The sequence below is a fragment of the Sulfitobacter sp. 1A13368 genome (assembly GCF_043557275.1).
GTDB lineage: Bacteria > Pseudomonadota > Alphaproteobacteria > Rhodobacterales > Rhodobacteraceae > Sulfitobacter > Sulfitobacter faviae.
The window spans coordinates 576,190-594,851 of the sequence record NZ_JBIFFR010000001.1 but is presented as its reverse complement, the minus strand read 5'-3'; the positions used below and the strand labels follow the sequence as shown (position 1 = coordinate 594,851).

Sequence of the window (18,662 nt, the reverse complement as noted above, 5' to 3'; positions counted from 1 at the left end):
GCGGTCTTTTGGGCGCGGGCGCGGCGCACGCGCCGCTAGCCGCCAATCCAAATCATCAGCCCGACCACGCCAAAGGCCACCAAAAGGGCGACCATGGCGATACGGCCAGACATTTTCGGATCGTGTTCAGGTTCTTGCATGGGCCAGATGTAGCCCGCTGGCCCCAAGGGCGCCAGCGGTTTTCGCGCTTAGACCAGCAGCCACCAGATGATCAGCAGGATCAACACGGCCACGGCGACGATCACCATGGTCTTGCCGCCGCCACCTTTGGCGGGCTCGGACGGGGCGACGCGGGGGATGCCGGTGTAGGGCTGCGCGGCCTCGGCCTCCATCGCCTGCACGGGCGTATCGGGGCCGCCTTCGGTATAGGTGCCGATATGGGTCAGCGCCGGGATCGGGGCCAGTTGCAGCGATTGCCCGGCGAAGGCGCGGGAGTAGACGATCATCACCCAACCATCGAGCGCGGCAAGCTTGCTGCGGTCCGTCTCGATCTGCTCGGGGTTCACGCCATTGCCATCGCGCAGATAGCCCGCAAGCCCCAGTTGATCGAGGTCGGCCACCCGGAAGACCTCTGTATAGGCCGCGTCGATCCGATCGACCCCGAGGGCCGCGGCCTGTGCTGTCTCATCATCGCGCATCGCCCGCGCCTCGGCATCCGAGAGCGAGAGGGCATAGACGCGGACCTTGCCAGCTTCTTGGGGGGCGACTTCTGTATGGGGCATGACGGCTTCCTTTGGCTGTTCTCAGGAAAACGCCGCTTGGCCCGTCGGAGTTCCGGTCAGGCCGCGCCGGGTTGGGCGGCGATGTGATTGCGCGCGAGCAGGTCCATCGCGGCCATGCGCACGGCGACGCCCATCTCGACCTGGTCTTGAATGACGGAACGGTTGATGTCGTCGGCCAAGGTGCCGTCAATCTCCACCCCGCGGTTCATCGGGCCGGGGTGCATGACGATGGCGTCGGGGCTGGCATGGGCGAGCTTTTCGGCATCCAGCCCATAGCGGTGGTAATACTCACGCTCCGACGGGATAAAGCCGCCGTCCATCCGCTCTTTCTGAAGCCGCAGCATCATCACCACATCGACACCTTCAAGCCCCTTTTTCATATCGTCGAAGACCTCGACCCCAAACTGGTCGATCTGGCTGGGCATCAGGGTCGGCGGGCCGACAAGGCGGATGCGGTTTTCCATCTTGCCCAAAAGCAGGATGTTCGACCGGGCCACGCGGCTGTGCGCGATGTCGCCGCAGATCGCGATGCTGAGGCGATGCAGCCTCCCCTTGGCGCGGCGGATCGTCAGCGCGTCCAAAAGCGCCTGCGTGGGATGCTCATGCCGCCCGTCGCCCGCGTTCAGCACCGCGCAGTTCACCTTTTGGGCCAGCAGGTCCACCGCGCCGGATTGGGGGTGGCGCACGACCAGCAGATCGGGGTGCATGGCATTCAGCGTCATCGCCGTGTCGATCAGTGTCTCACCCTTTTTGATCGAACTGGCCTGCATCGCCATATTCATCACATCCGCGCCAAGGCGTTTGCCTGCGATCTCGAAACTCGCCTGCGTGCGGGTGGAGTTCTCGAAAAACATATTGATCTGGGTCAGCCCGCGCAGCGCGTCGGAATGTTTGTTCGGCTGGCGGTTGCGGTCGGCATAGGTGTCGGCCAAATCCAGCAGGGTGGTGATGTCGGATTGCGAAAGCTGCTCGATGCCAAGCAGGTGGCGATGGGCGAATGACATGGTAGCGATCCCTTCTGCTGTTGCCGCCTTATAGGCGCGGGCGGCTTGGCGCGTAAAGCGCAGCGATAGGGCATTTCGCCCCCCGGCCACAGGGCGTAAGCTGCGGGTCATGGAATCATTCGATTATCATCAGGCGGCAGAGATGCTGGCGTGGCAGGTCGAACTTGGCGCGACCGAGGCGATTTGCGACGCGCCGGTCAACCGTTATGAGGTGCCCACAAGCCCGCCCAAGGCCAGCGCCAAGGCGACCAAGGGGCCGCAGCCCCTGCAAGCCTCTGAGCAACCCGACCCGGTGGCGCTGGCCCGCCGCGCCGCGCAGGGTGCTCAGAGCTTGGAAGAGCTTCGCGCCGCGATCCAAGGGTTCGAGCATTGCGAGCTGCACAAGGGCGCGCGCAATCTGGTTTTCGCCGATGGGGTGCCCGGCGCGCCGCTGATGATCTTGGGCGAATCCCCCGACCGGGACGAAGACCGCGCGGGCAAGCCCTTCGTGGGGCGGGCGGGTCAGATGCTCGATCGGATGCTGGCGGCGATCGACATGGGGCGCGACCGCAATGTCTATCTGTCGAACATCCTGCCGTGGCGCACGCCGCAGGGGCGCGACCCAAAGCCAGATGAGATCGCGATGATGCGCCCCTTTGTGCAGCGTCATATCGAATTGGCCAAACCCAAGGTTCTGGTGCTCTTTGGCAATTGGTCTTGTCAGTCGCTTTTGGAAAAACGCAGCATCATGCGGCTGCGCGGCAATTGGACCAAGGCCGCCGATCTTTCTTGCATGCCGATGGTGCATCCCGGCTACCTGCTGCGCAATCCCGAGGCCAAGCGCGAGGCTTGGGCCGATTTGCTTAGCGTTCAGGCCAAGCTGCGCGATGGTTGATGCGCTGACCCTTCTGGCCTTCGTGCCCGCCGCCTTGGCGCTGAACCTCACGCCGGGGGCGGATATGATGTTCTGCCTTGGGCAGGGGCTGCGTTCGGGCCCGCGCGCCGCATTGGCGGCGAGCGCGGGGATTTCGGCGGGCGTGCTGGTGCATGTGGCTTTGGCCGGGTTGGGGCTGGGCGCGGTCGTCGCGGCGCTGCCTTGGGCGCTGGACATGATCCGCTGGCTCGGCGTGGCCTATCTGCTCTGGCTTGCGGTGCAAACGCTGCGGCAGGCTGGAAAGCCGCGCGATACGACGCCCGGCATGGGCGGTTGGCGCGCTTTCAACACCGGTTTCGCCGTCAATCTGACGAACCCCAAAGTGATCCTTTTCGTGCTGGCCTTCCTGCCGCAATTCGTTGTGCCCGAGGCCGGGCCGGTCTTGGTGCAGTTCCTGACCTTTGGTGCGGTGCTGGCACTGGGCGGTTTCGTCATCAACGGCGCGGTGGGGGTCTTTGCCGCCGGGATCGGACGGCGTTTGGCGGGTGGCGGGCGGCTGCTGGGCTGGATCAGCAGTGGTATTTTCGTGGCTTTGGCCGCGCGTTTGGCAATGATGGAGCGGACATGAGCAGGATCGATGACAGCCGGGAGTTCATCCCCGTAAGAATCGCTGTGCTGACCGTTTCGGACAGCCGCAGCTTGGCCGAAGACCGCTCGGGCGATGTATTGGTCGCGCGGATTGAAGCGGCGGGCCATGTGCTGGCCGCGCGCGAGATCGTGACCGACGACCGCCCCGCTATCGCGGCGCAACTGCGCGACTGGTGCGCGGACCCTGAGATTGACGTGGTAATCAGCACCGGCGGCACTGGCCTCACGGGGCGCGACGTGACGGTCGAGGCGCACCGCGATGTCTATGAAAAAGAGATTGACGCCTTCGGCACGGTCTTCACCATGATCTCAATGGAGAAGATCGGCACCAGCGCGGTGCAAAGCCGTGCGACGGGCGGCGTGGCGCAGGGGACATATCTATTTGCGCTGCCGGGCAGCCCGGGGGCATGTAAAGACGCATGGGATGGCATCTTGCTCAAACAGTTGGACTACCGCCACATGCCCTGCAACTTCGTTGAGATCATGCCGCGGCTGGACGAGCATCAGCGCCGCAAGTAGTGCGTGGGTTTAGCTTGAGGTGCAGCCCGTGACCTCCACCGCGTGGTTCTTGCCGATCACCGTGATCCGAATGGCGGAACGGTCGAGCGCCAGCGCGGTGCCATTCTCGGCGATCATCTCACCGCTGGCGATAAGCGTATTGCCCGACCGCTGGCTCACTGTCTCGCTCATCCACATGTTGGGATTGCCGGGTTCGATCACCACGGTCTCCTTACCCCCGGCAGAGGGCAGGGCCAGCCGGGTTTCGATCTCCAGCCCACGCGCGGTGGGGCGCAGACTACAATGGGCGCTTTTCAGACCAGCTTCGGCCCCGGAATAGGGCCGCGCGGCAAAGGCGGCGGCGATGGCCGGGGTGGGCTTGCTGTCGCGGGTGTCGAGCAGGGCGCGCAGGTGGATGGTCTGTGGCAGGCAGATGTCGCTGCAGACGCCAAGGTCGATGCTGGTGTCCAATGTCACCGGCGCACCGGGGCGGCGCGGGGTGATGGTCAGCGGCAGGATCACCTCGCGGGCATAGCCGATGGAGTTCACCCCGCCTTGGTCAAAGACCTTGGGCGCGGGCCATGTGATCTGCACGTCGCGCAGGTTGTCCGAGCCGGACCAGTCGAACTCCGGCGGAATGCCCGCGTCACCGGGGCTGCGCCAATAGGTCTTCCAGCCCGGTGCCATGCGCAGCCGGATCGCCGCCACCCGCCGCCCGTCAGACTGTTGCCAACCAGTGAGCAGATCCCCCTGCAAGGGCGTGCCGACAGCATCCTGCGCCGCGGCGGGCAGGGCGAGGGCGAGACAGGAGAGAAGGGCGGAAAAGAAGCGCGATATGGTCATACGGACTTGATGCGGTATCCTTCCGCGCCTGCCAAGTCACATTTGCATCATCCATGTTTCGCCGATGCGGCGGACGGTGGGGCGCCTCTCTTGTTTTGTGGGGCGCAAGCGGCCATGTTCAAAGAAAGGTTACCTTCAGGAGGTGGGCGTTGACGGGGCAGACGATGGAACTGACGGGCAAGCTGCTGGTCGCGATGCCGGGCATGGGCGATCCGCGTTTCGCGCATTCGGTGATCTATCTTTCCGCGCATTCCGAACAGGGGGCGATGGGGTTGATCGTCAACAAACCCGCCCCGGAACTGCGCCTGTCGGATGTGCTGGATCAGCTGGTCGAAGACACACCGCCGCAGGCCAAATCGCTGGCCGTGCATTTCGGCGGGCCGGTCGAGACGGGGCGCGGCTTTGTGTTGCATTCCGACGAATACCGCTCGGCCATTGAGACGCTGCGCGTGGGTGATGGCATTGCCCTGACCACCACCCGCGACATCCTCGAAGACATCGCCACCGGCAAGGGCCCGGCGCAGGCGCAGTTGATGCTGGGCTATGCGGGCTGGGGGCCGGGGCAGTTGGAGGGTGAGATCGCCCAGAACGGATGGCTGACCTGCGAAGCCTCGCCCGAGGTGATTTTCGACTTGCCGGATCCCGAGAAATGGGGCGCGGCGCTCAAGACGCTGGGGATCGACCCCTTGGGGCTGTCGGCCTCAGCCGGGCACGCCTAACGCGGTGCTGCGGCGCGGGCCAATCGGTCGTTGATCGCACGGCCCAGCCCGTGATCGGGGATCGGCGCCACGGCGATGGTCTGACCGGTGGCGTCCAACTGGTGTAGGTGGTCGAACAGTTTCGCCGCAGCCTCGGTCAGATCGCCGGAGGGGGAGAGGTTGAGGTCGCAGATCATCTCGCCAAAGCCAAGCAGTACTTCACCCGGTCCCGCCGTCCGCGCATTCAGCCGCACCGCCGCACCGGGCGCGTAATGCGAGGCGAGCTGCCCCGGCGCGATGATCTCGGCCCCATCGACAACCTCCAGCGTCTGGCCAAGCGCGGCCTCAATCGCCTCGCTCGGCAGACCGCCTGCGCGCAGCAGGGCGGGGCGGGGGCCGGTCAGGCCGATGATCGTGCTTTCCAACCCAACGGGGCAGGCACCGTCGTCCAGCACCGCCGCGATCTTACCGTCGAGGCCCGCCCGCACATGATCCGCCGTGGTCGCGCTGATCTTGCCCGAGGGGTTGGCCGAGGGGGCGGCAACGGGACCGCCGAGCGCCTGTAAGACCTGCCGCATTGCGGGATGGGCGGGCACCCGCACCGCAAGGCTCGGCAGCCCCGCCGTGACCAGCGACGACAGCCCGCTGTCGGGCTTCAGCGGCAGGACCAGCGTGAGCGCGCCGGGCCAGAAGGCCTGCGCCAGCCGGTCGGCCTCCTCGGTCCAGTCGACATAGCGTTTGGCGGTGTCGATATCCGGCAGATGCACGATCAGCGGGTTGAAACTGGGCCGGCCCTTGGCGGCGTAAATGCCTGCGACAGCCTCACCATTGCGGGCATCCGCGCCAAGGCCGTAAACCGTCTCCGTCGGCAGGGCGACCAGCGCGCCGTCTTGCAGCAGGCGTGCCGCGCGGGCGATGCCTTGGGGCGTGGCGGTCAGGGTCTCGGTCGGCTGGGTCATCGGGTGTTTCGGCCTGTCGGATCATGCAGCATCCCGTGACGCCGCGTTTGGGTTGCGGGGGGCGGCCGGGCATTTCATGCTGGCGGCAACATAAACCAGCCTTTATCAGGGCCATGTCAGGCTTGCCAGAACAAGCGCGCCTTTCAGGAGGATATGATATGCCGTACCGCGCCGCCGTGGATGACTACCGTTTTCTGATCGAGGACGTGTTGGATTTCGCAACGCTTCGGAGCACCGAGCGTTTCGCTGAGGCCAGTGAAGACGTCACCGGCGCGATCCTGTCAGAGGCCGGACGGCTTTGCGATGACGTGCTGGCGCCGCTGCAACGAGGCGGGGATTTGCACCCTGCCAAGCTGGAAAACGGTGTCGTGCGCACCTCTCCGGGGTTTGCCGAAGGTTTCGCCGCGATTGCCGAGGGCGGCTGGATCGGCATGTCGGCGGACCCGGAGTTTGGCGGCATGGGCCTGCCGATGACCCTGACCAGCGCGGTCAACGAGATGATGAGCGGCGCTTGCCTGTCGCTGCAACTCGCCCCCCTGATGAGCCAAGGCCAGATCGAAGCGCTGGAGCACCATGCCTCGGACGCGATCAAGGAATTGTACCTGCCCAAGCTGATCTCGGGCGAATGGACCGGCACGATGAACCTGACCGAGCCGCAGGCGGGTTCGGACGTAGGCGCGCTGAGCAGCCGGGCCGAAGACAATGGCGACGGGACTTATGCGGTCTCTGGTCAGAAGATCTACATCTCTTGGGGTGACAATGATTTTGCAGGCAATGTCTGCCATCTGGTTCTTGCGCGCCTGCCGGGTGCGCCGGCGGGGACCAAGGGGATCAGCCTTTTCCTCGTGCCGAAGTTCATCCCCGATGAGAATGGCGCGCCGGGCCAGCGCAATGGCGTGAATGTGGTCAGCCTTGAGCATAAGATGGGCCTGCATGGTTCGCCCACCGCGGTCATGCAATATGACAAGGCCACCGGCTGGCTGGTGGGCCGCGAGGGCGGCGGCATGGCGGCGATGTTCACCATGATGAACAACGCGCGCCTTGGTGTCGGCGAACAGGGCATCGGTGCAGCCGAAGGGGCCTATCAACTGGCGCTGGACTACGCGCTGGAGCGCAAGCAGGGCCGTTCCCCCGTCGAAGGCGGCACCGGCACCATCGTGGATCACGCCGATGTGCGCCGGATGCTTTTGAGCATGAAGGCCGATATCTTTGCCTCCCGCGCGATTGCGCTGAGCTGTGCCTATGCCAGCGATATGGCGCGCGCCGGGCAGGGGGATGAATGGGCCGCCCGGGCCGCGTTCCTCACGCCGATCACCAAGGCATTCGGCACCGATGTGGGCATCAGCGTCGCCGAGATGGGCGTGCAGGTGCATGGCGGAATGGGCTTTATCGAAGAAACCGGCGCGGCGCAGTTCAGCCGCGATGTGCGCGTGACCGCGATCTACGAGGGCACCAACGGCATTCAGGCGATGGACCTTGTGGGCCGCAAGATGATGGACGGCGGCGAGGCGGCGAACCGGCTCTTGGATGAGATCGAAGCCCATGCCGAATCCGCACGCGGCCCTTTCCCGCGCATGGCCGATGCGGTCTGGCAGGCGAGCGAGACCCTGCGCGAGGCGACCGAGTGGATGACCGCGCAACAGGACATGAACGTCCGTTTCGCCGGTGCCGTCCCCTATCTGCGCGCCTTCGCCCGCGTGATGGGCGGGCATCTGCATCTGCAAGCCGCCATGGCCGAGAAGGCCGCCGGCGCAGGCGATGCGCGGGCCAAGCTGGCGCGGTTCTATATCCAACGTCTCTTGCCCGAGCATCAGGGCCTGCTGGCCCATGCGCAGGCCGGGGCAGAAGACCTCTATGCGCTTGATGTCGAAGATCTGAGAAGCTGATGACAGAGCAGGCCACCCTCTCCACCGCTTCGCCAAAAACCCCCAAGGGGCTGCGCTATCCTTGGGAGGTGCCGCCCGCCGAGGGGGAGGCGATTGAGGTGGCGCCGGGGGTGCTTTGGTTCCGCCTGCCGCTGCCGATGAAGCTGGATCACGTCAACGTCTATGCCTTGGACGAGGGCGATAGCTGGACGGTGATCGACACGGGCTTTGCCTCGCGCCGGGCCAAGGAAATTTGGCGCGGGTTGATGGCGGGGCCGCTTGGCGGCAAGCCGATCTCGCGCGTGGTCGTCACCCATCACCACCCCGATCACATCGGCCTGGCCGGATGGTTGCAGAGCGAGTTCGGGGCGGAACTGGTCACCACGCGCACCGCATGGTTGACTGCGCGGATGCTGACGCTGGATGTCCAAGAGGTGCCGGTCGCCGAAGCCCTTGCGTTCTACCGCAAAGCTGGGATGGCCGCGGCGCTCTATGACAAACGCGCCAGCGAGCGGCCTTTCAATTTCGCCGATGTGGTGGCCCCGCTGCCGCTGGGGTTCACGCGGATCCGGCAGGGCGATGTGATCTGCATCGGCGGGCGCGATTGGGAGGTGCATATCGGCAATGGCCACGCCCCCGAACATGCGACCTTTTGGAGCCGCGACGACAATCTGGTGATCGCGGGGGATCAGATTCTGCCCTCCATCAGCCCCAACATCGGCGTTTACCCGACCGAGCCGATGGCCGACCCCATCGGCGAATGGCTGGAGGCTTGCGAGCGTTTCGTGCCCTTGGCGCAGGAGGATCATCTGGTGCTTGGCGGCCACAAACTGCCCTTCACCGGCCTGCCGACGCGGCTGAAGCAACTGATTGAGAACCACCACAGCGCCCTGCGCAGACTGCTGGCCTATATCGACACGCCGAAATCGGCCTCGGAATGTTTCGCGCCGCTATTCAAACGCAACATCGGTGAGGCGGAATATGGCCTCGCGCTGGTTGAAGCCGTCGCCCATCTGAGCCACCTTTACCAAGCCGGAGAGGCCACGCGAGAGTTGCGCGCGGCGGATGGCGCATGGGTGTATCAGCGCAAGGGGTGAGCGATGGGCGATGAGGTGAAAACGGCGGCCGAGGCCTATGAGGCTGCGGCAATACCGCGCATGCATGAGGTGCACACCGGCGCGGATCAGCCCAAGTCTGGCGATCAACCCCTGCCCAAATCCGTCACCGACAAGCCGGTGAAGCAGAAATCCCCCGCCCAATGGGCTTATGAGCGGGTGGTGCTCTACCTCAAGAATTTCGAGGAAAAGCTCGACAACGATCACGAGGCGGCGATTGGCTTTGCCGGGGGCGACGCCGGGGTGCTGCGGATCGAAGGTATGGGGTATTTCGACCCCGATATCATCACCTTTTACGGCGTCGATCCCGCAGGGGCGCGGGCGCAATTGGTGCAGCATGTGGGGCAGTTGAACGTGATGCTGCGGGCCTTGCCAAAAAAGGTGCCCGATGCCGCCCCGCAACGGATCGGCTTTCGACTGGTTGCCGATCTGGAAGACGACGAAACCTGAAAGAGTCTATAACGTGCGGGGGAGTGTAAGATTCCCCTATAGCGCGTAGTTCTGCGCAAAGCTAGTATGGTTTTCTGCGCATCATCCCCCCGTGACAGGGTGATGCGAATAGGTTAATCAGCGCCAACAAATTGTCTTAGGGAGACGAAAATGGCTGAACATGAACACGGCAGCATGAATTACGAAGAGCAGCAAAAGACCTTTGACGGATTCATGTCCTTCGTGACACGCGGCACCGTCGTCATCCTCGTGATTCTTGTTCTGCTGGCGATCTTTGCCGGTTGATCACGTCCTATCCCTAGGCGCGAGGCTAACGGTTTGAGAACTCTCTTAGCGTCGATTGCACTTGTTGGCGTTCTGGCTGGCTGTTCGGTGGATCAAAGCCCCGATAGCCCGCCCGACGTTGTGGCGCGTGCAGCCTACCGCGCGCCCGAGCCGCCGTCCCTCACATTGATGACCATGGTGAACAACCGCACCGGCAGCGGCGGCCATAGCGCGCTGATGGTGAACGGCTCACAACGGGTGATCTTTGACCCCGCGGGATCCTTTCGGGACGCGCGGATGGCCGAGCGGGGCGATGTGCTCTACGGGGTGACGCCTGCGTGGTTGCAGGCCTATAAATCGGCCCATGCGCGAAGCACCTTTCATGTGGTCAGTCAGGAAATCCCGGTCAGCCCCGAGGTGGCCGAACGCGCGCTCGAACTGGTGACCGCCAATGGCGCGGTGCCCGGTGCCTTTTGCGCCAATGCCACCAGCGGCATTCTCAGCCAGTTGCCGGGGTTTCAAAGCGTCGGGTCGACCTACTATCCCTTCAAGCTGCAAGAGCGGTTCGAGGCCCTGCCGGGTGTCACCACGACGAAATATTACGAAGACGATGAGGGCGATGTGATTGACGCCCTGCGCGCGGCGCAACTGGCACAGCAATAGCGCCCGCGCTTACCCCACCAGATAGAGCATCCCATAAAGCGCCGCGGCCCCCGACAGGATCGCGGCGAGGACGTTCTTGGTCACCAGCCCCACGCCCAATGTCACCGCCGCCGCGGTAACGCGCGGCAGATCGAATTGCCCCCCGGTGGCCGAGGGCCAGATCACCTGCGGGGCCACCAGCGCGGGCAGAATCGCCACGGCGGTATAGCGCAGATGCCGCAACAGCCACGCGGGCATCTGTTTGTTGCCGACCAATCCGGTAAAGACAAAGCGCAGGAAAAAGCTGCCCAGCCCGAGGCCGATGATCACGACCCAGAGTGCGGTTCTATCGATCATCGTGCCATGCTCCCCGGTTTGCGCCGTTCCATCCATGCCTCGACCTGCGCACCGGTGATCATGCCCGCGAGCCCTGCGATGATCAGCCCAAGCGCATAGGGCACCTCAACGGCGAAAAGGCTCACGACCACCGCCACGACCGCCGCTGCCACATGGGCCAGCGTGCGGAACATCGGCGCGATCATGGCAAGGAAGGTGATCGGAATGGCGAAGTCCAGCGCCCAGCTTTCGGGCACGCTGGAGCCGACCATCGCGCCGATCAGCGTGAAGACATACCAAAGCGGCACCACCGGCGTCACGGTCCCAAAGAAATAGGCCATGCGCTGCGGCACCGTCATCTCAGGGTCGCGCTCATATTGCGTCATCGCCGCCACATAGGATTGATCGACCGTCATATAGGCCGCCAGCGCTCGCTGCCACAGCGGCGCGCCGCCGATCCACGGGGTGAGAGAGGCCGAATACATCGCCATGCGCAGGTTCACCGCCAGAGCAGAGGCGAGGATGATCGCCGTGGGCACGTCTTCTTGCAGCAGTTGCAGCGCCGTGAACTGCGCGGCCCCGGCGATCACCACGATAGAAAAGGTCAGCGTTTCGAACACGTTCAACCCGGCCTCGGTCGCCAATAGGCCAAAGAGCGAGGCAAAGGGGATGATCACCAGCACAAAGGGCAGCGCGTCAACGATCCCTTTGCGATAGGCGGATTTGGTGGTGGTGATGGCCATGGCGAACTCTTAAATATAATGTCAAAGGCTTAGACCTAACCGCAGGGGGATACAATTGGCCCGAGACAATGAACTTAGCAATTATCTGATCGCCCCGGATCCGACTGCTGTTCGGCTGACGCGCAGCGTCTCTGGCGTGGATCACACCGGGGCCGAAGTGGCGATCAATGTGGTCGAAGAGCGCCCCCTGACGATATTCCTCAACCGGCAAGAGATCGTGACCGCCATGACCATTGGCGACTATCCGGCCTATCTGGCGCTTGGGTTCCTGCGCAATCAGGGGATGCTGCGACCGGACGAAGAGATCACTGGCGTCGACTATGACGAAGAGCTTGAGACTGTCGTCGTCCGGACCAAACGGGCCACCGATTACGAAGACAAGATGCAGCGCAAGACCCGTACCAGCGGTTGCGCCGTGGGCACCGTCTTTGGCGATATGATGGAGGGGCTGGCGGAGGTGAGCCTGCCCGAGACGCCGGTGCGCACATCCGACCTCTATGCGCTGGCGGCCAAGATCAACCGCACGCCGAGCCTCTATCTGGAGGCTGGGGCGATCCATGGCACAGTGCTTTGCCAAGGCGATCGGCCATTGGTCTATATGGAGGATGTGGGCCGCCACAACGCGGTCGACAAGATCGCGGGTTGGATGCTTTCCGAAGGGGTCGGGGCCGAGGATAAGGTGCTTTATACCACCGGGCGGCTGACCTCTGAGATGGTGATCAAGACGGCGATGATGGGCATTCCGGTGCTGGCGTCCCGCTCGGGCTTTACCGCTTGGGGGGTGGAGATCGCCCAGCAGGTGAACCTGACCCTGATTGGGCGGATGCGCGGGCAGCGCTTTACCTGTCTGGCCGGGGAGGGGCGGCTCATCCGCGATGCGGATCCGGCCAGCGTGGCCGAGGAGCCGCGCAAAAGCGGGCGCAAGGGCGCGAAGGATTGACCACATGAAACAACCACTTGGCGTCATTCTGGCGGGCGGGCAGGCGACCCGTATGGGCGGCGGCGACAAGGGCCTGCTGCCGCTGGGGCAGGGCACGCTCCTGTCCTCGGTGATCGACCGGCTGGAGCCGCAGGTCGCGGGGCTGGCGCTCAACGCCAATGGCGATGCGGCGCGGTTTGCCGACCTCGGCCTGTCGGTGCTGGCCGATAGTATCGATGGCTTCGCCGGGCCGCTGGCGGGGGTGCTTGCTGGGCTCGACTGGGCCGCCGAACAGGGGGCCGATAGCATCGTGACCGCTGCCGCCGATACGCCTTTCTTCCCCTGCGATTTGGTGCCGCGTCTGCTGCTGGCCGCAGATGGTATGGACAACCCGCTGGCCTTGGCCGCCACGCCGGACGCCAAACGCGGCACGGCGCGGCATCCGACCTTTGGCCTTTGGCCGGTGGCGCTGCGCGACGATCTGCGCAGCGCTTTGGTGGGGGGGCTGCGCAAGGTGGTGCTCTGGACGGAGCGCCACGACGGGCGCGAGGCACTCTTCCCCGATGAGGCGGCCTTCTTCAACGTGAACACGCCCGAAGATCTGGCGAAAGCAGAGGCGATGGTATGAAGGTTTACGGCGTCGTCGGTTGGAAAAACGCAGGCAAGACCGGGCTGATGGAGCGGCTGGTGGCCGAGATCACGGGCCGTGGGTTCACCGTCTCCACCGTCAAACACGCGCATCACACATTCGACGTGGACCACCCCGGCAAAGATAGCCACCGCCACCGCATCGCGGGCGCGCGGGAGGTGCTCTTGGCCTCGGGCGCGCGTTTCGCCCTGATGCATGAGTTGCGCGGGGCAGATGAGCCGCCGCTAGAGGCGCATCTGGCGCGGCTCTCGCCCGTCGATCTGGTGCTGATCGAAGGCTACAAACGCGACGGCCATCCGAAGGTCGAAGCCCATCGGGCCGAGACCGGAAACCCGTTGATCGTGCCTGATGATCCGACGGTGCGGGCACTGGCCAGCGATGTGCCGCTTGAGGTGGATCGGCCCGTTTTCGATCTGAACGACACCGCCGCCATTGCCGATTTCATCCTGCGCGAGGTGGGGCTGATCGCCACTCCGGCGGCCGCCGCCACGCCCGCGCCGCCGCCCTTGCGCAATGACTGTTTCGCCTTGCCGCCCGGCGTGCATTGGACCCCGGTGAATGAGGCGCTGGACCTGCTGCGCGCGCGGCTTCACGCGGTGACAGAGGCCGAGACACGGCCCGCCGCCGATGCCGGGGGACGCATCTTGGCCGAAGATGTGACCGCCATCCGCGCCAACCCGCCACTGCCCAACACGGCAGTCGATGGCTATGGCTTTGCCGGGGGGCGGGGCGAGGGGCTGCATGAGATGCCGCTGGTGCCGGGCCGCGCGGCGGCGGGCGACCGCCCCGGTGCCGTGCCAGCGGGGCAAGCGATCCGCGTGCTGACCGGCGCGTCGCTGCCCGAAGGCGTCGATACCGTTATCTTGCAAGAGGATGTGACCGCCGAGGGGGGCGTGCTGCGCTTTCACGGGCCGGTCAAACAGGGGGTCAACACCCGCAAGGCAGGGGAGGATGTGCAGACGGGCGAAGTGATCCTCGCCGCAGGCACCCCCATTGGCCCGGCGGAACTGGCGCTTCTGGCCGCCGCCGGTGTGGCGGAGGTGTCTTTGCGCAAAAGGCTCAAGGTCGGCGTGATCTCAACCGGCGATGAATTGGTCGAAATGGGCGATACGGCCCGCGACGGGCAGATTTACGACGCCAACCGCCCGATGCTGCTGCAACTCGCCACCGATTTTGGCCACGAAGCGGTGGATCTGGGCCGCGTGGCCGACGACCGCGCCGCGCTGCGCGCGCGGCTTGACGCGGCGGCGGGGCAGGTCGATGTGATCCTCACCAGTGGCGGCGCATCGGCGGGGGATGAAGACCACGTCTCGGCCCTGTTGACCGAAGCGGGGGCGATGCAGCTTTGGCGGATCGCAGTGAAACCGGGGCGGCCCTTGGCGCTTGGGATGTGGCAGGGGGTGCCGGTCTTTGGCCTGCCGGGCAATCCGGTGGCGGCGATGGTCTGTTCGCTGATCTTCGCCCGGCCCGCCATGGCGCTTTTGGCCGGGGGCGGCTGGCAAGAGCCGCAGGGTTTCGATGTGCCTGCCGCCTTCGAGAAGCGCAAAAAGGCCGGGCGGCGGGAATACCTGCGCGCGCGGATGCGCGATGGCCGGGCCGAGGTCTTTGCCTCCGAAGGGTCGGGGCGCATCAGCGGGCTCAGTTGGGCCGAAGGGCTGGTCGAATTGGACGAGGCCGCCCGCGACATCACGCCGGGCGATACCGTCCGTTTCATCCCCTACGGCAGTTTTACCGGCTAGGCCCGCACGTCAATCGAAGGTGCCCGCGCAGCGGCCCAGCAGCATAAAGGCGCGGGCGGTGCGGGTGTCGGCCAGCATCGAGATTTCCTCATCCGTGGCCTGTTTCTCGAACTCGGCAAAGGTCCGGTCAAAGCGGCGCAGGAAGTGATGCGCGGCGTCGCGAAAAATCGGGTCTTGCCGCATCCGGGCATTGGCCAGCGCCAGCGAGGAGCGATCCCGAATGCCTCCCAAAGGCGCGATGGTCCGGCCCCGCGCACCGCTGGCGAATTGCCGCCAGACTTCGGGGCGGGCGCGGTCGGGGCGCAGGTCGTCCATGTAGATGCCGTCTTGGCTCAGCAGGGTCAGCACATCCTGCGCGGCCTGTACAAGCTGCGCGGCGGACCGGTCTTTCAACGCGCGGCGCAGGGCGTCGAAACCGGCCTGATCCTCCGCCGTTTCGGGGAAGTTGAGGGCGCGGGTGAAATCCTCGGCAGAGAGCGGCTGTGCGCTGTCGCCCGCCTGCGTGCCAAGGGCCAGCGTCGGCTGCTCTTCTGCGGCGGGCGGTGTCGGCGCGGGGGCCGGATCGACGGGGCGCGATGGTGCATCGCGGCCCTGAAGTCCGGCCAGCGCAATCTCGGTCTTGCGGACGCTGGCGGCGAGTTCATCAAGCTTGCGTGCAATGCTGCCCTCGCCCGCCGGTTTGTTGCCCTGCTGTTGCGAGATATAGGAATGCCGGATCGCGTCGATCGCGGCTTGCAGACGTTGGCTTTCCTCACGCATGACCCGCCCGGCGCGGGCGGCGGTGGCCCCAACCCAGATCATCGCGACGGGCATGATCACCACCAACAGGATCAACAGCCCGCGTAACCCGCTGTCGGGCGCCCCCTCGGGCACCTCGGCGGCGATAAAGGTGAAATAGATCGCCGTGCCAAGCAGCCAAAGCGCCGAAAGCGCGCCTGCGATGATCTCGATCTCGGTGATGCTATTGGCCTTGGGCCGGTCGTAGATGCCCATCGGCGTGGGCCGTGCCGCGCCGGTCCCGCCGCGCGGGGCGCGGGGGGCTTGCTCTGGGGATGCGGAAGCGTCGGGCTCTGCCATGTCAGCCTTCCCGTTCAAGCGTAGACGATCTTGAGAACCTCATAGGATTTCTGCCCGCCGGGGGTGCGCACCTCGACGGAATCACCCTCTTCCTTGCCGATCAGCGCGCGCGCGATGGGGGATTTGATGTTCAAAAGACCTTTTTCGATATTGGCCTCATATTCGCCAACGATCTGATAGGTTTTCTCTTCGTCCGTGTCCTCATCGACCAGCGTCACCGTGGCACCGAATTTGATCGAGCCCGACAGTTTCTTGGGGTCGATCACATCGGCGAGTGAGATCACGCCCTCAAGCTCTTTGATGCGGCCTTCGATGAAAGACTGCTTTTCCTTGGCCGAGTGATATTCGGCGTTTTCCGACAGGTCACCATGTTCGCGCGCCTCGGCGATGGCCTTGATGATGGCGGGGCGTTCAACCGTTTTAAGCTGCTTGAGTTCGACTTCGAGCGCGGTGTGACCATCGCGGGTCATCGGAATTTTTTCCATGGCGGTGTGCCTACATAATGAGGGCCGCACCCGGGTTTTCGCCGGGGGGCGGCCAATTGCGTGTTAACTTGGCAGATACCTGACCCAAACTGCCGGCCAATTGCAAGGGGCTAACGGCGCCGGGATCGGCGGTTGACTGCCGTCAATCCGGTCCCGTTTTCGCCGGGCGGGCCGCAGCGCTTGGGTGGTGAAACCGGGCGCGATAGCACTACCTCAAGGGGGAAGAGCCGGCGATCCGCAAGGTCACGCGTCATGTTATGTCGTGGAGCCCACGTTTTGCGCAATAAACGCAGGGTCGCGATTGCATTGCGCGCGGCGGTGGTTTAGCCAAATCCAAACCGAATTTGCCGTGAGGGAGCACCAAAATGGCCGAGATTGAACGCGAAGCGATGGAATATGACGTTGTGATCGTCGGCGCCGGGCCTGCTGGCCTGTCGGCTGCGATCCGGCTCAAGCAGTTGGATGCCGATTGCAATGTCGTGGTGCTGGAAAAGGGCTCCGAAGTCGGCGCGCATATCCTGTCGGGCGCGGTGCTCGACCCCTGCGGGCTGGATGCGCTGATCCCGGATTGGAAGGAAAAAGGCGCGCCGCTGAATGTGCCGGTGAAGGAAGACAACTTTTACCTGCTGGGCGAGGCGGGCAAGCTGCGTGTTCCGGAATTCCCCATGCCGCCGCTGATGAAAAACCACGGTAATTACATCGTTTCCATGGGCAATGTCTGCCGTTGGATGGCCGAACAGGCCGAGGAACTGGGCGTCGAAGTCTTCCCCGGCATGGCCTGTTCTGAGTTGGTCTTTGGCGAGAATGGCGAAGTCAAAGGCGTCGTCGCCGGTGAGATGGGCAAGAACGCCGATGGCACCCCTGGCCCCAGCTATGAGCCGGGCATGGAGCTTCACGGCAAATATGTCTTCCTCTCCGAAGGCGTGCGCGGCAGCCTCAGCAAGCAGGTCATCGCGAAATACGGGCTGGATGAGGGCAAAGATCCGCAGAAATACGGCCTTGGCATGAAAGAGATCTGGGAGATCGACCCCGCCAAGCACAAAGAAGGCACCGTAACCCATACAATGGGCTGGCCGCTGAACAGCAATGCGGGCGGCGGGTCCTTCATCTATCACCTTGAGAACAATCAGGTTTACGTCGGCTTCGTTGTTCACCTCGGCTACAAGAACCCGCATGTCTTCCCATACATGGAATTCCAGCGGTTCAAGCATCACCCGATGGTGGCCGAACTGCTCAAAGGCGGCAAACGCGTGGCCTATGGCGCGCGGGCGATCACCGAGGGCGGCTATCAGTCGATGCCCAAGATGGTGGCCCCCGGCGTGGCGCTGCTGGGCTGTTCGGTGGGCATGGTCAACGTGCCGCGCATCAAGGGCAACCACAACGCCATGCTCTCGGGCAAGGCAGCGGCTGAGGCCGCCTATGCGGCGATCCAAGCGGGCCGTGGCGGCGATGAGTTGACCGATTACGAGACCGATGTGCGCGAAGGGCCGATCGCGACGGACCTTAAGAAGGTGCGCAACGTGAAACCGCTGTGGTCGAAATACGGGCTCACCGCGTCGCTGGCGCTTGGTGGCTTTGACATGTGGACCAACACGCTCGGCTTCTCGCTCTTGGGCACGCTGAGCCACGGCAAATCGGATGCCGAGGCGACCGAGCCTGCGGATAAGCACAAGAAGATCGACTACCCCAAACCCGATGGCAAACTCAGCTTTGACCGTCTGACCAACGTGGCCTTCTCCTTTACCAATCACGAGGAGAGCCAGCCTGCGCATCTCAAGCTGAAAGACCCGAGCATTCCGGTCGAGGTGAACCTGCCGAAATACGCTGGCCCCTCGGCCCGCTATTGCCCGGCGGGGGTTTACGAGTTCGTCGAGGATGACAAAACCGGCGAGACGCGGTTCCAGATCAACTTTCAGAACTGCGTGCATTGCAAGACCTGCGACATCAAGGACCCGACACAGAACATCGTCTGGACCACCCCGCAGGGCGGCGACGGGCCGAACTACCCGAATATGTGAGCCATCGCCAAAGGCGCAATTAAAGGACCGGCACGCGCAGGCGTGTCGGTCTTTTCGTCTTTTCGGCGAAAACCTGTCGGCCACGGGCGACATCACCGCCCCGCCATTGCGCCCCGGCACGAAGATGATAGCCTG

The 18,662-nt window shown here is 64.4% G+C and carries 21 protein-coding genes; 13 read left to right on the top strand and 8 right to left on the bottom strand.

Features of this window, described 5'->3' with window-relative positions; translation table 11 throughout:
* Positions 1-188 precede the first annotated feature (188 nt).
* Both ACGYK4_RS02925 and ACGYK4_RS02920 read right to left on the bottom strand, forming a co-directional pair.
* Entirely contained in the window at positions 189-722 is a 534-nt protein-coding gene (locus ACGYK4_RS02925; protein ID WP_394455020.1) for a hypothetical protein, read from the bottom strand.
* Positions 723-778: 56 nt separating this feature from the next.
* On the bottom strand, positions 779-1,726 hold the full coding sequence (locus tag ACGYK4_RS02920; RefSeq protein WP_067265620.1) for an aspartate carbamoyltransferase catalytic subunit: 948 nt from the start codon (positions 1,724-1,726) through the stop codon (positions 779-781).
* A 109-nt stretch (positions 1,727-1,835) separates the two neighbouring features.
* Here ACGYK4_RS02920 and ACGYK4_RS02915 point away from each other — a divergent pair, with 109 nt between their 5' ends.
* Genes ACGYK4_RS02915 through moaB form a run of 3 tightly spaced genes read left to right on the top strand, consistent with a single transcriptional unit; the run spans position 1,836 to position 3,746 of the window.
* Positions 1,836-2,600: a uracil-DNA glycosylase family protein gene (locus tag ACGYK4_RS02915; protein ID WP_394455019.1), complete on the top strand. Its 765-nt coding sequence runs from the start codon at positions 1,836-1,838 to the stop codon at positions 2,598-2,600.
* Positions 2,593-3,207: a LysE family translocator gene (locus ACGYK4_RS02910; RefSeq protein ID WP_394455017.1), complete on the top strand. Its 615-nt coding sequence runs from the start codon at positions 2,593-2,595 to the stop codon at positions 3,205-3,207. The genes ACGYK4_RS02915 and ACGYK4_RS02910 overlap by 8 nt, the downstream gene beginning before the upstream one ends.
* Positions 3,204-3,746, top strand: a complete 543-nt coding sequence (gene moaB / locus ACGYK4_RS02905; RefSeq protein ID WP_394455016.1) for a molybdenum cofactor biosynthesis protein B — start codon at positions 3,204-3,206, stop codon at positions 3,744-3,746. The genes ACGYK4_RS02910 and moaB overlap by 4 nt, the downstream gene beginning before the upstream one ends.
* A gap of 9 nt (positions 3,747-3,755) precedes the next feature.
* Here the strand turns inward: moaB and ACGYK4_RS02900 are convergent, their stop codons facing one another.
* Positions 3,756-4,568 carry a protein-disulfide reductase DsbD domain-containing protein gene (locus ACGYK4_RS02900; protein WP_394455014.1) on the bottom strand — a complete coding sequence of 271 codons (813 nt, stop codon included), beginning with the start codon at positions 4,566-4,568 and terminating at the stop codon, positions 3,756-3,758.
* A 164-nt stretch (positions 4,569-4,732) separates the two neighbouring features.
* On the opposite strand from ACGYK4_RS02900, the gene ACGYK4_RS02895 reads away from it, so the two are divergent.
* A complete protein-coding gene (locus tag ACGYK4_RS02895; RefSeq protein ID WP_067265595.1) occupies positions 4,733-5,287 on the top strand; it encodes a YqgE/AlgH family protein in 555 nt (184 codons plus the stop codon).
* Here ACGYK4_RS02895 and ACGYK4_RS02890 read toward each other — a convergent pair.
* Positions 5,284-6,225, bottom strand: coding sequence for an L-threonylcarbamoyladenylate synthase (locus tag ACGYK4_RS02890; RefSeq protein ID WP_394455012.1), 942 nt, complete (start codon positions 6,223-6,225; stop codon positions 5,284-5,286). The genes ACGYK4_RS02895 and ACGYK4_RS02890 overlap by 4 nt on opposite strands.
* Before the next feature lie 158 nt (positions 6,226-6,383).
* Here ACGYK4_RS02890 and ACGYK4_RS02885 point away from each other — a divergent pair, with 158 nt between their 5' ends.
* The 5 genes from ACGYK4_RS02885 to ACGYK4_RS02865 all read left to right on the top strand — a co-directional run bounded on the left by ACGYK4_RS02885 (position 6,384) and on the right by ACGYK4_RS02865 (position 10,582).
* On the top strand, positions 6,384-8,111 hold the full coding sequence (locus tag ACGYK4_RS02885) for an acyl-CoA dehydrogenase (RefSeq protein ID WP_394455010.1): 1,728 nt from the start codon (positions 6,384-6,386) through the stop codon (positions 8,109-8,111).
* Positions 8,111-9,187, top strand: a complete 1,077-nt coding sequence (locus tag ACGYK4_RS02880; protein WP_394455009.1) for an MBL fold metallo-hydrolase — start codon at positions 8,111-8,113, stop codon at positions 9,185-9,187. The genes ACGYK4_RS02885 and ACGYK4_RS02880 overlap by 1 nt, the downstream gene beginning before the upstream one ends.
* A 3-nt stretch (positions 9,188-9,190) precedes the next feature.
* Positions 9,191-9,655, top strand: coding sequence for a DUF6173 family protein (locus tag ACGYK4_RS02875; protein WP_394455007.1), 465 nt, complete (start codon positions 9,191-9,193; stop codon positions 9,653-9,655).
* A 150-nt stretch (positions 9,656-9,805) separates the two neighbouring features.
* Positions 9,806-9,940, top strand: a complete 135-nt coding sequence (locus tag ACGYK4_RS02870) for an aa3-type cytochrome c oxidase subunit IV (protein ID WP_067265607.1) — start codon at positions 9,806-9,808, stop codon at positions 9,938-9,940.
* A 33-nt stretch (positions 9,941-9,973) separates the two neighbouring features.
* Positions 9,974-10,582, top strand: a complete 609-nt coding sequence (locus ACGYK4_RS02865) for a hypothetical protein (protein WP_394455006.1) — start codon at positions 9,974-9,976, stop codon at positions 10,580-10,582.
* Between the two features lie 9 nt (positions 10,583-10,591).
* Here ACGYK4_RS02865 and ACGYK4_RS02860 read toward each other — a convergent pair whose 3' ends face one another.
* Both ACGYK4_RS02860 and ACGYK4_RS02855 read right to left on the bottom strand, forming a co-directional pair.
* On the bottom strand, positions 10,592-10,918 hold the full coding sequence (locus tag ACGYK4_RS02860; protein WP_067265610.1) for an AzlD domain-containing protein: 327 nt from the start codon (positions 10,916-10,918) through the stop codon (positions 10,592-10,594).
* The gene (locus ACGYK4_RS02855; RefSeq protein WP_394432421.1) at positions 10,915-11,640 is read right to left on the bottom strand and encodes an AzlC family ABC transporter permease; all 726 of its coding nucleotides are present in this window, start codon (positions 11,638-11,640) and stop codon (positions 10,915-10,917) included. Before ACGYK4_RS02855 ends, ACGYK4_RS02860 begins: the two co-directional genes overlap by 4 nt.
* A gap of 49 nt (positions 11,641-11,689) precedes the next feature.
* On the opposite strand from ACGYK4_RS02855, the gene ACGYK4_RS02850 reads away from it, so the two are divergent.
* From ACGYK4_RS02850 to ACGYK4_RS02840, 3 genes are read left to right on the top strand one after another with little or no spacing between them, the layout of a single operon-like run.
* Positions 11,690-12,580, top strand: a complete 891-nt coding sequence (locus ACGYK4_RS02850; RefSeq protein ID WP_394401943.1) for a formate dehydrogenase accessory sulfurtransferase FdhD — start codon at positions 11,690-11,692, stop codon at positions 12,578-12,580.
* Between the two features lie 4 nt (positions 12,581-12,584).
* On the top strand, positions 12,585-13,187 hold the full coding sequence (gene mobA, locus ACGYK4_RS02845; protein ID WP_394455005.1) for a molybdenum cofactor guanylyltransferase MobA: 603 nt from the start codon (positions 12,585-12,587) through the stop codon (positions 13,185-13,187).
* The gene (locus ACGYK4_RS02840) at positions 13,184-14,947 is read left to right on the top strand and encodes a bifunctional molybdopterin-guanine dinucleotide biosynthesis adaptor protein MobB/molybdopterin molybdotransferase MoeA (protein WP_394455003.1); all 1,764 of its coding nucleotides are present in this window, start codon (positions 13,184-13,186) and stop codon (positions 14,945-14,947) included. Before mobA ends, ACGYK4_RS02840 begins: the two co-directional genes overlap by 4 nt.
* 9 nt (positions 14,948-14,956) lie before the next feature.
* On the opposite strand, the gene ACGYK4_RS02835 is transcribed toward ACGYK4_RS02840, so the two are convergent.
* Both ACGYK4_RS02835 and greA read right to left on the bottom strand, forming a co-directional pair.
* A complete protein-coding gene (locus ACGYK4_RS02835) occupies positions 14,957-16,024 on the bottom strand; it encodes a hypothetical protein (RefSeq protein WP_394455001.1) in 1,068 nt (355 codons plus the stop codon).
* Between the two features lie 14 nt (positions 16,025-16,038).
* The gene (greA, locus tag ACGYK4_RS02830) at positions 16,039-16,509 is read right to left on the bottom strand and encodes a transcription elongation factor GreA (protein ID WP_067268537.1); all 471 of its coding nucleotides are present in this window, start codon (positions 16,507-16,509) and stop codon (positions 16,039-16,041) included.
* Positions 16,510-16,874: 365 nt separating this feature from the next.
* On the opposite strand from greA, the gene ACGYK4_RS02825 reads away from it, so the two are divergent.
* Positions 16,875-18,527, top strand: a complete 1,653-nt coding sequence (locus ACGYK4_RS02825) for a 4Fe-4S dicluster domain-containing protein (RefSeq protein WP_394454999.1) — start codon at positions 16,875-16,877, stop codon at positions 18,525-18,527.
* Positions 18,528-18,662: the final 135 nt, after the last annotated feature.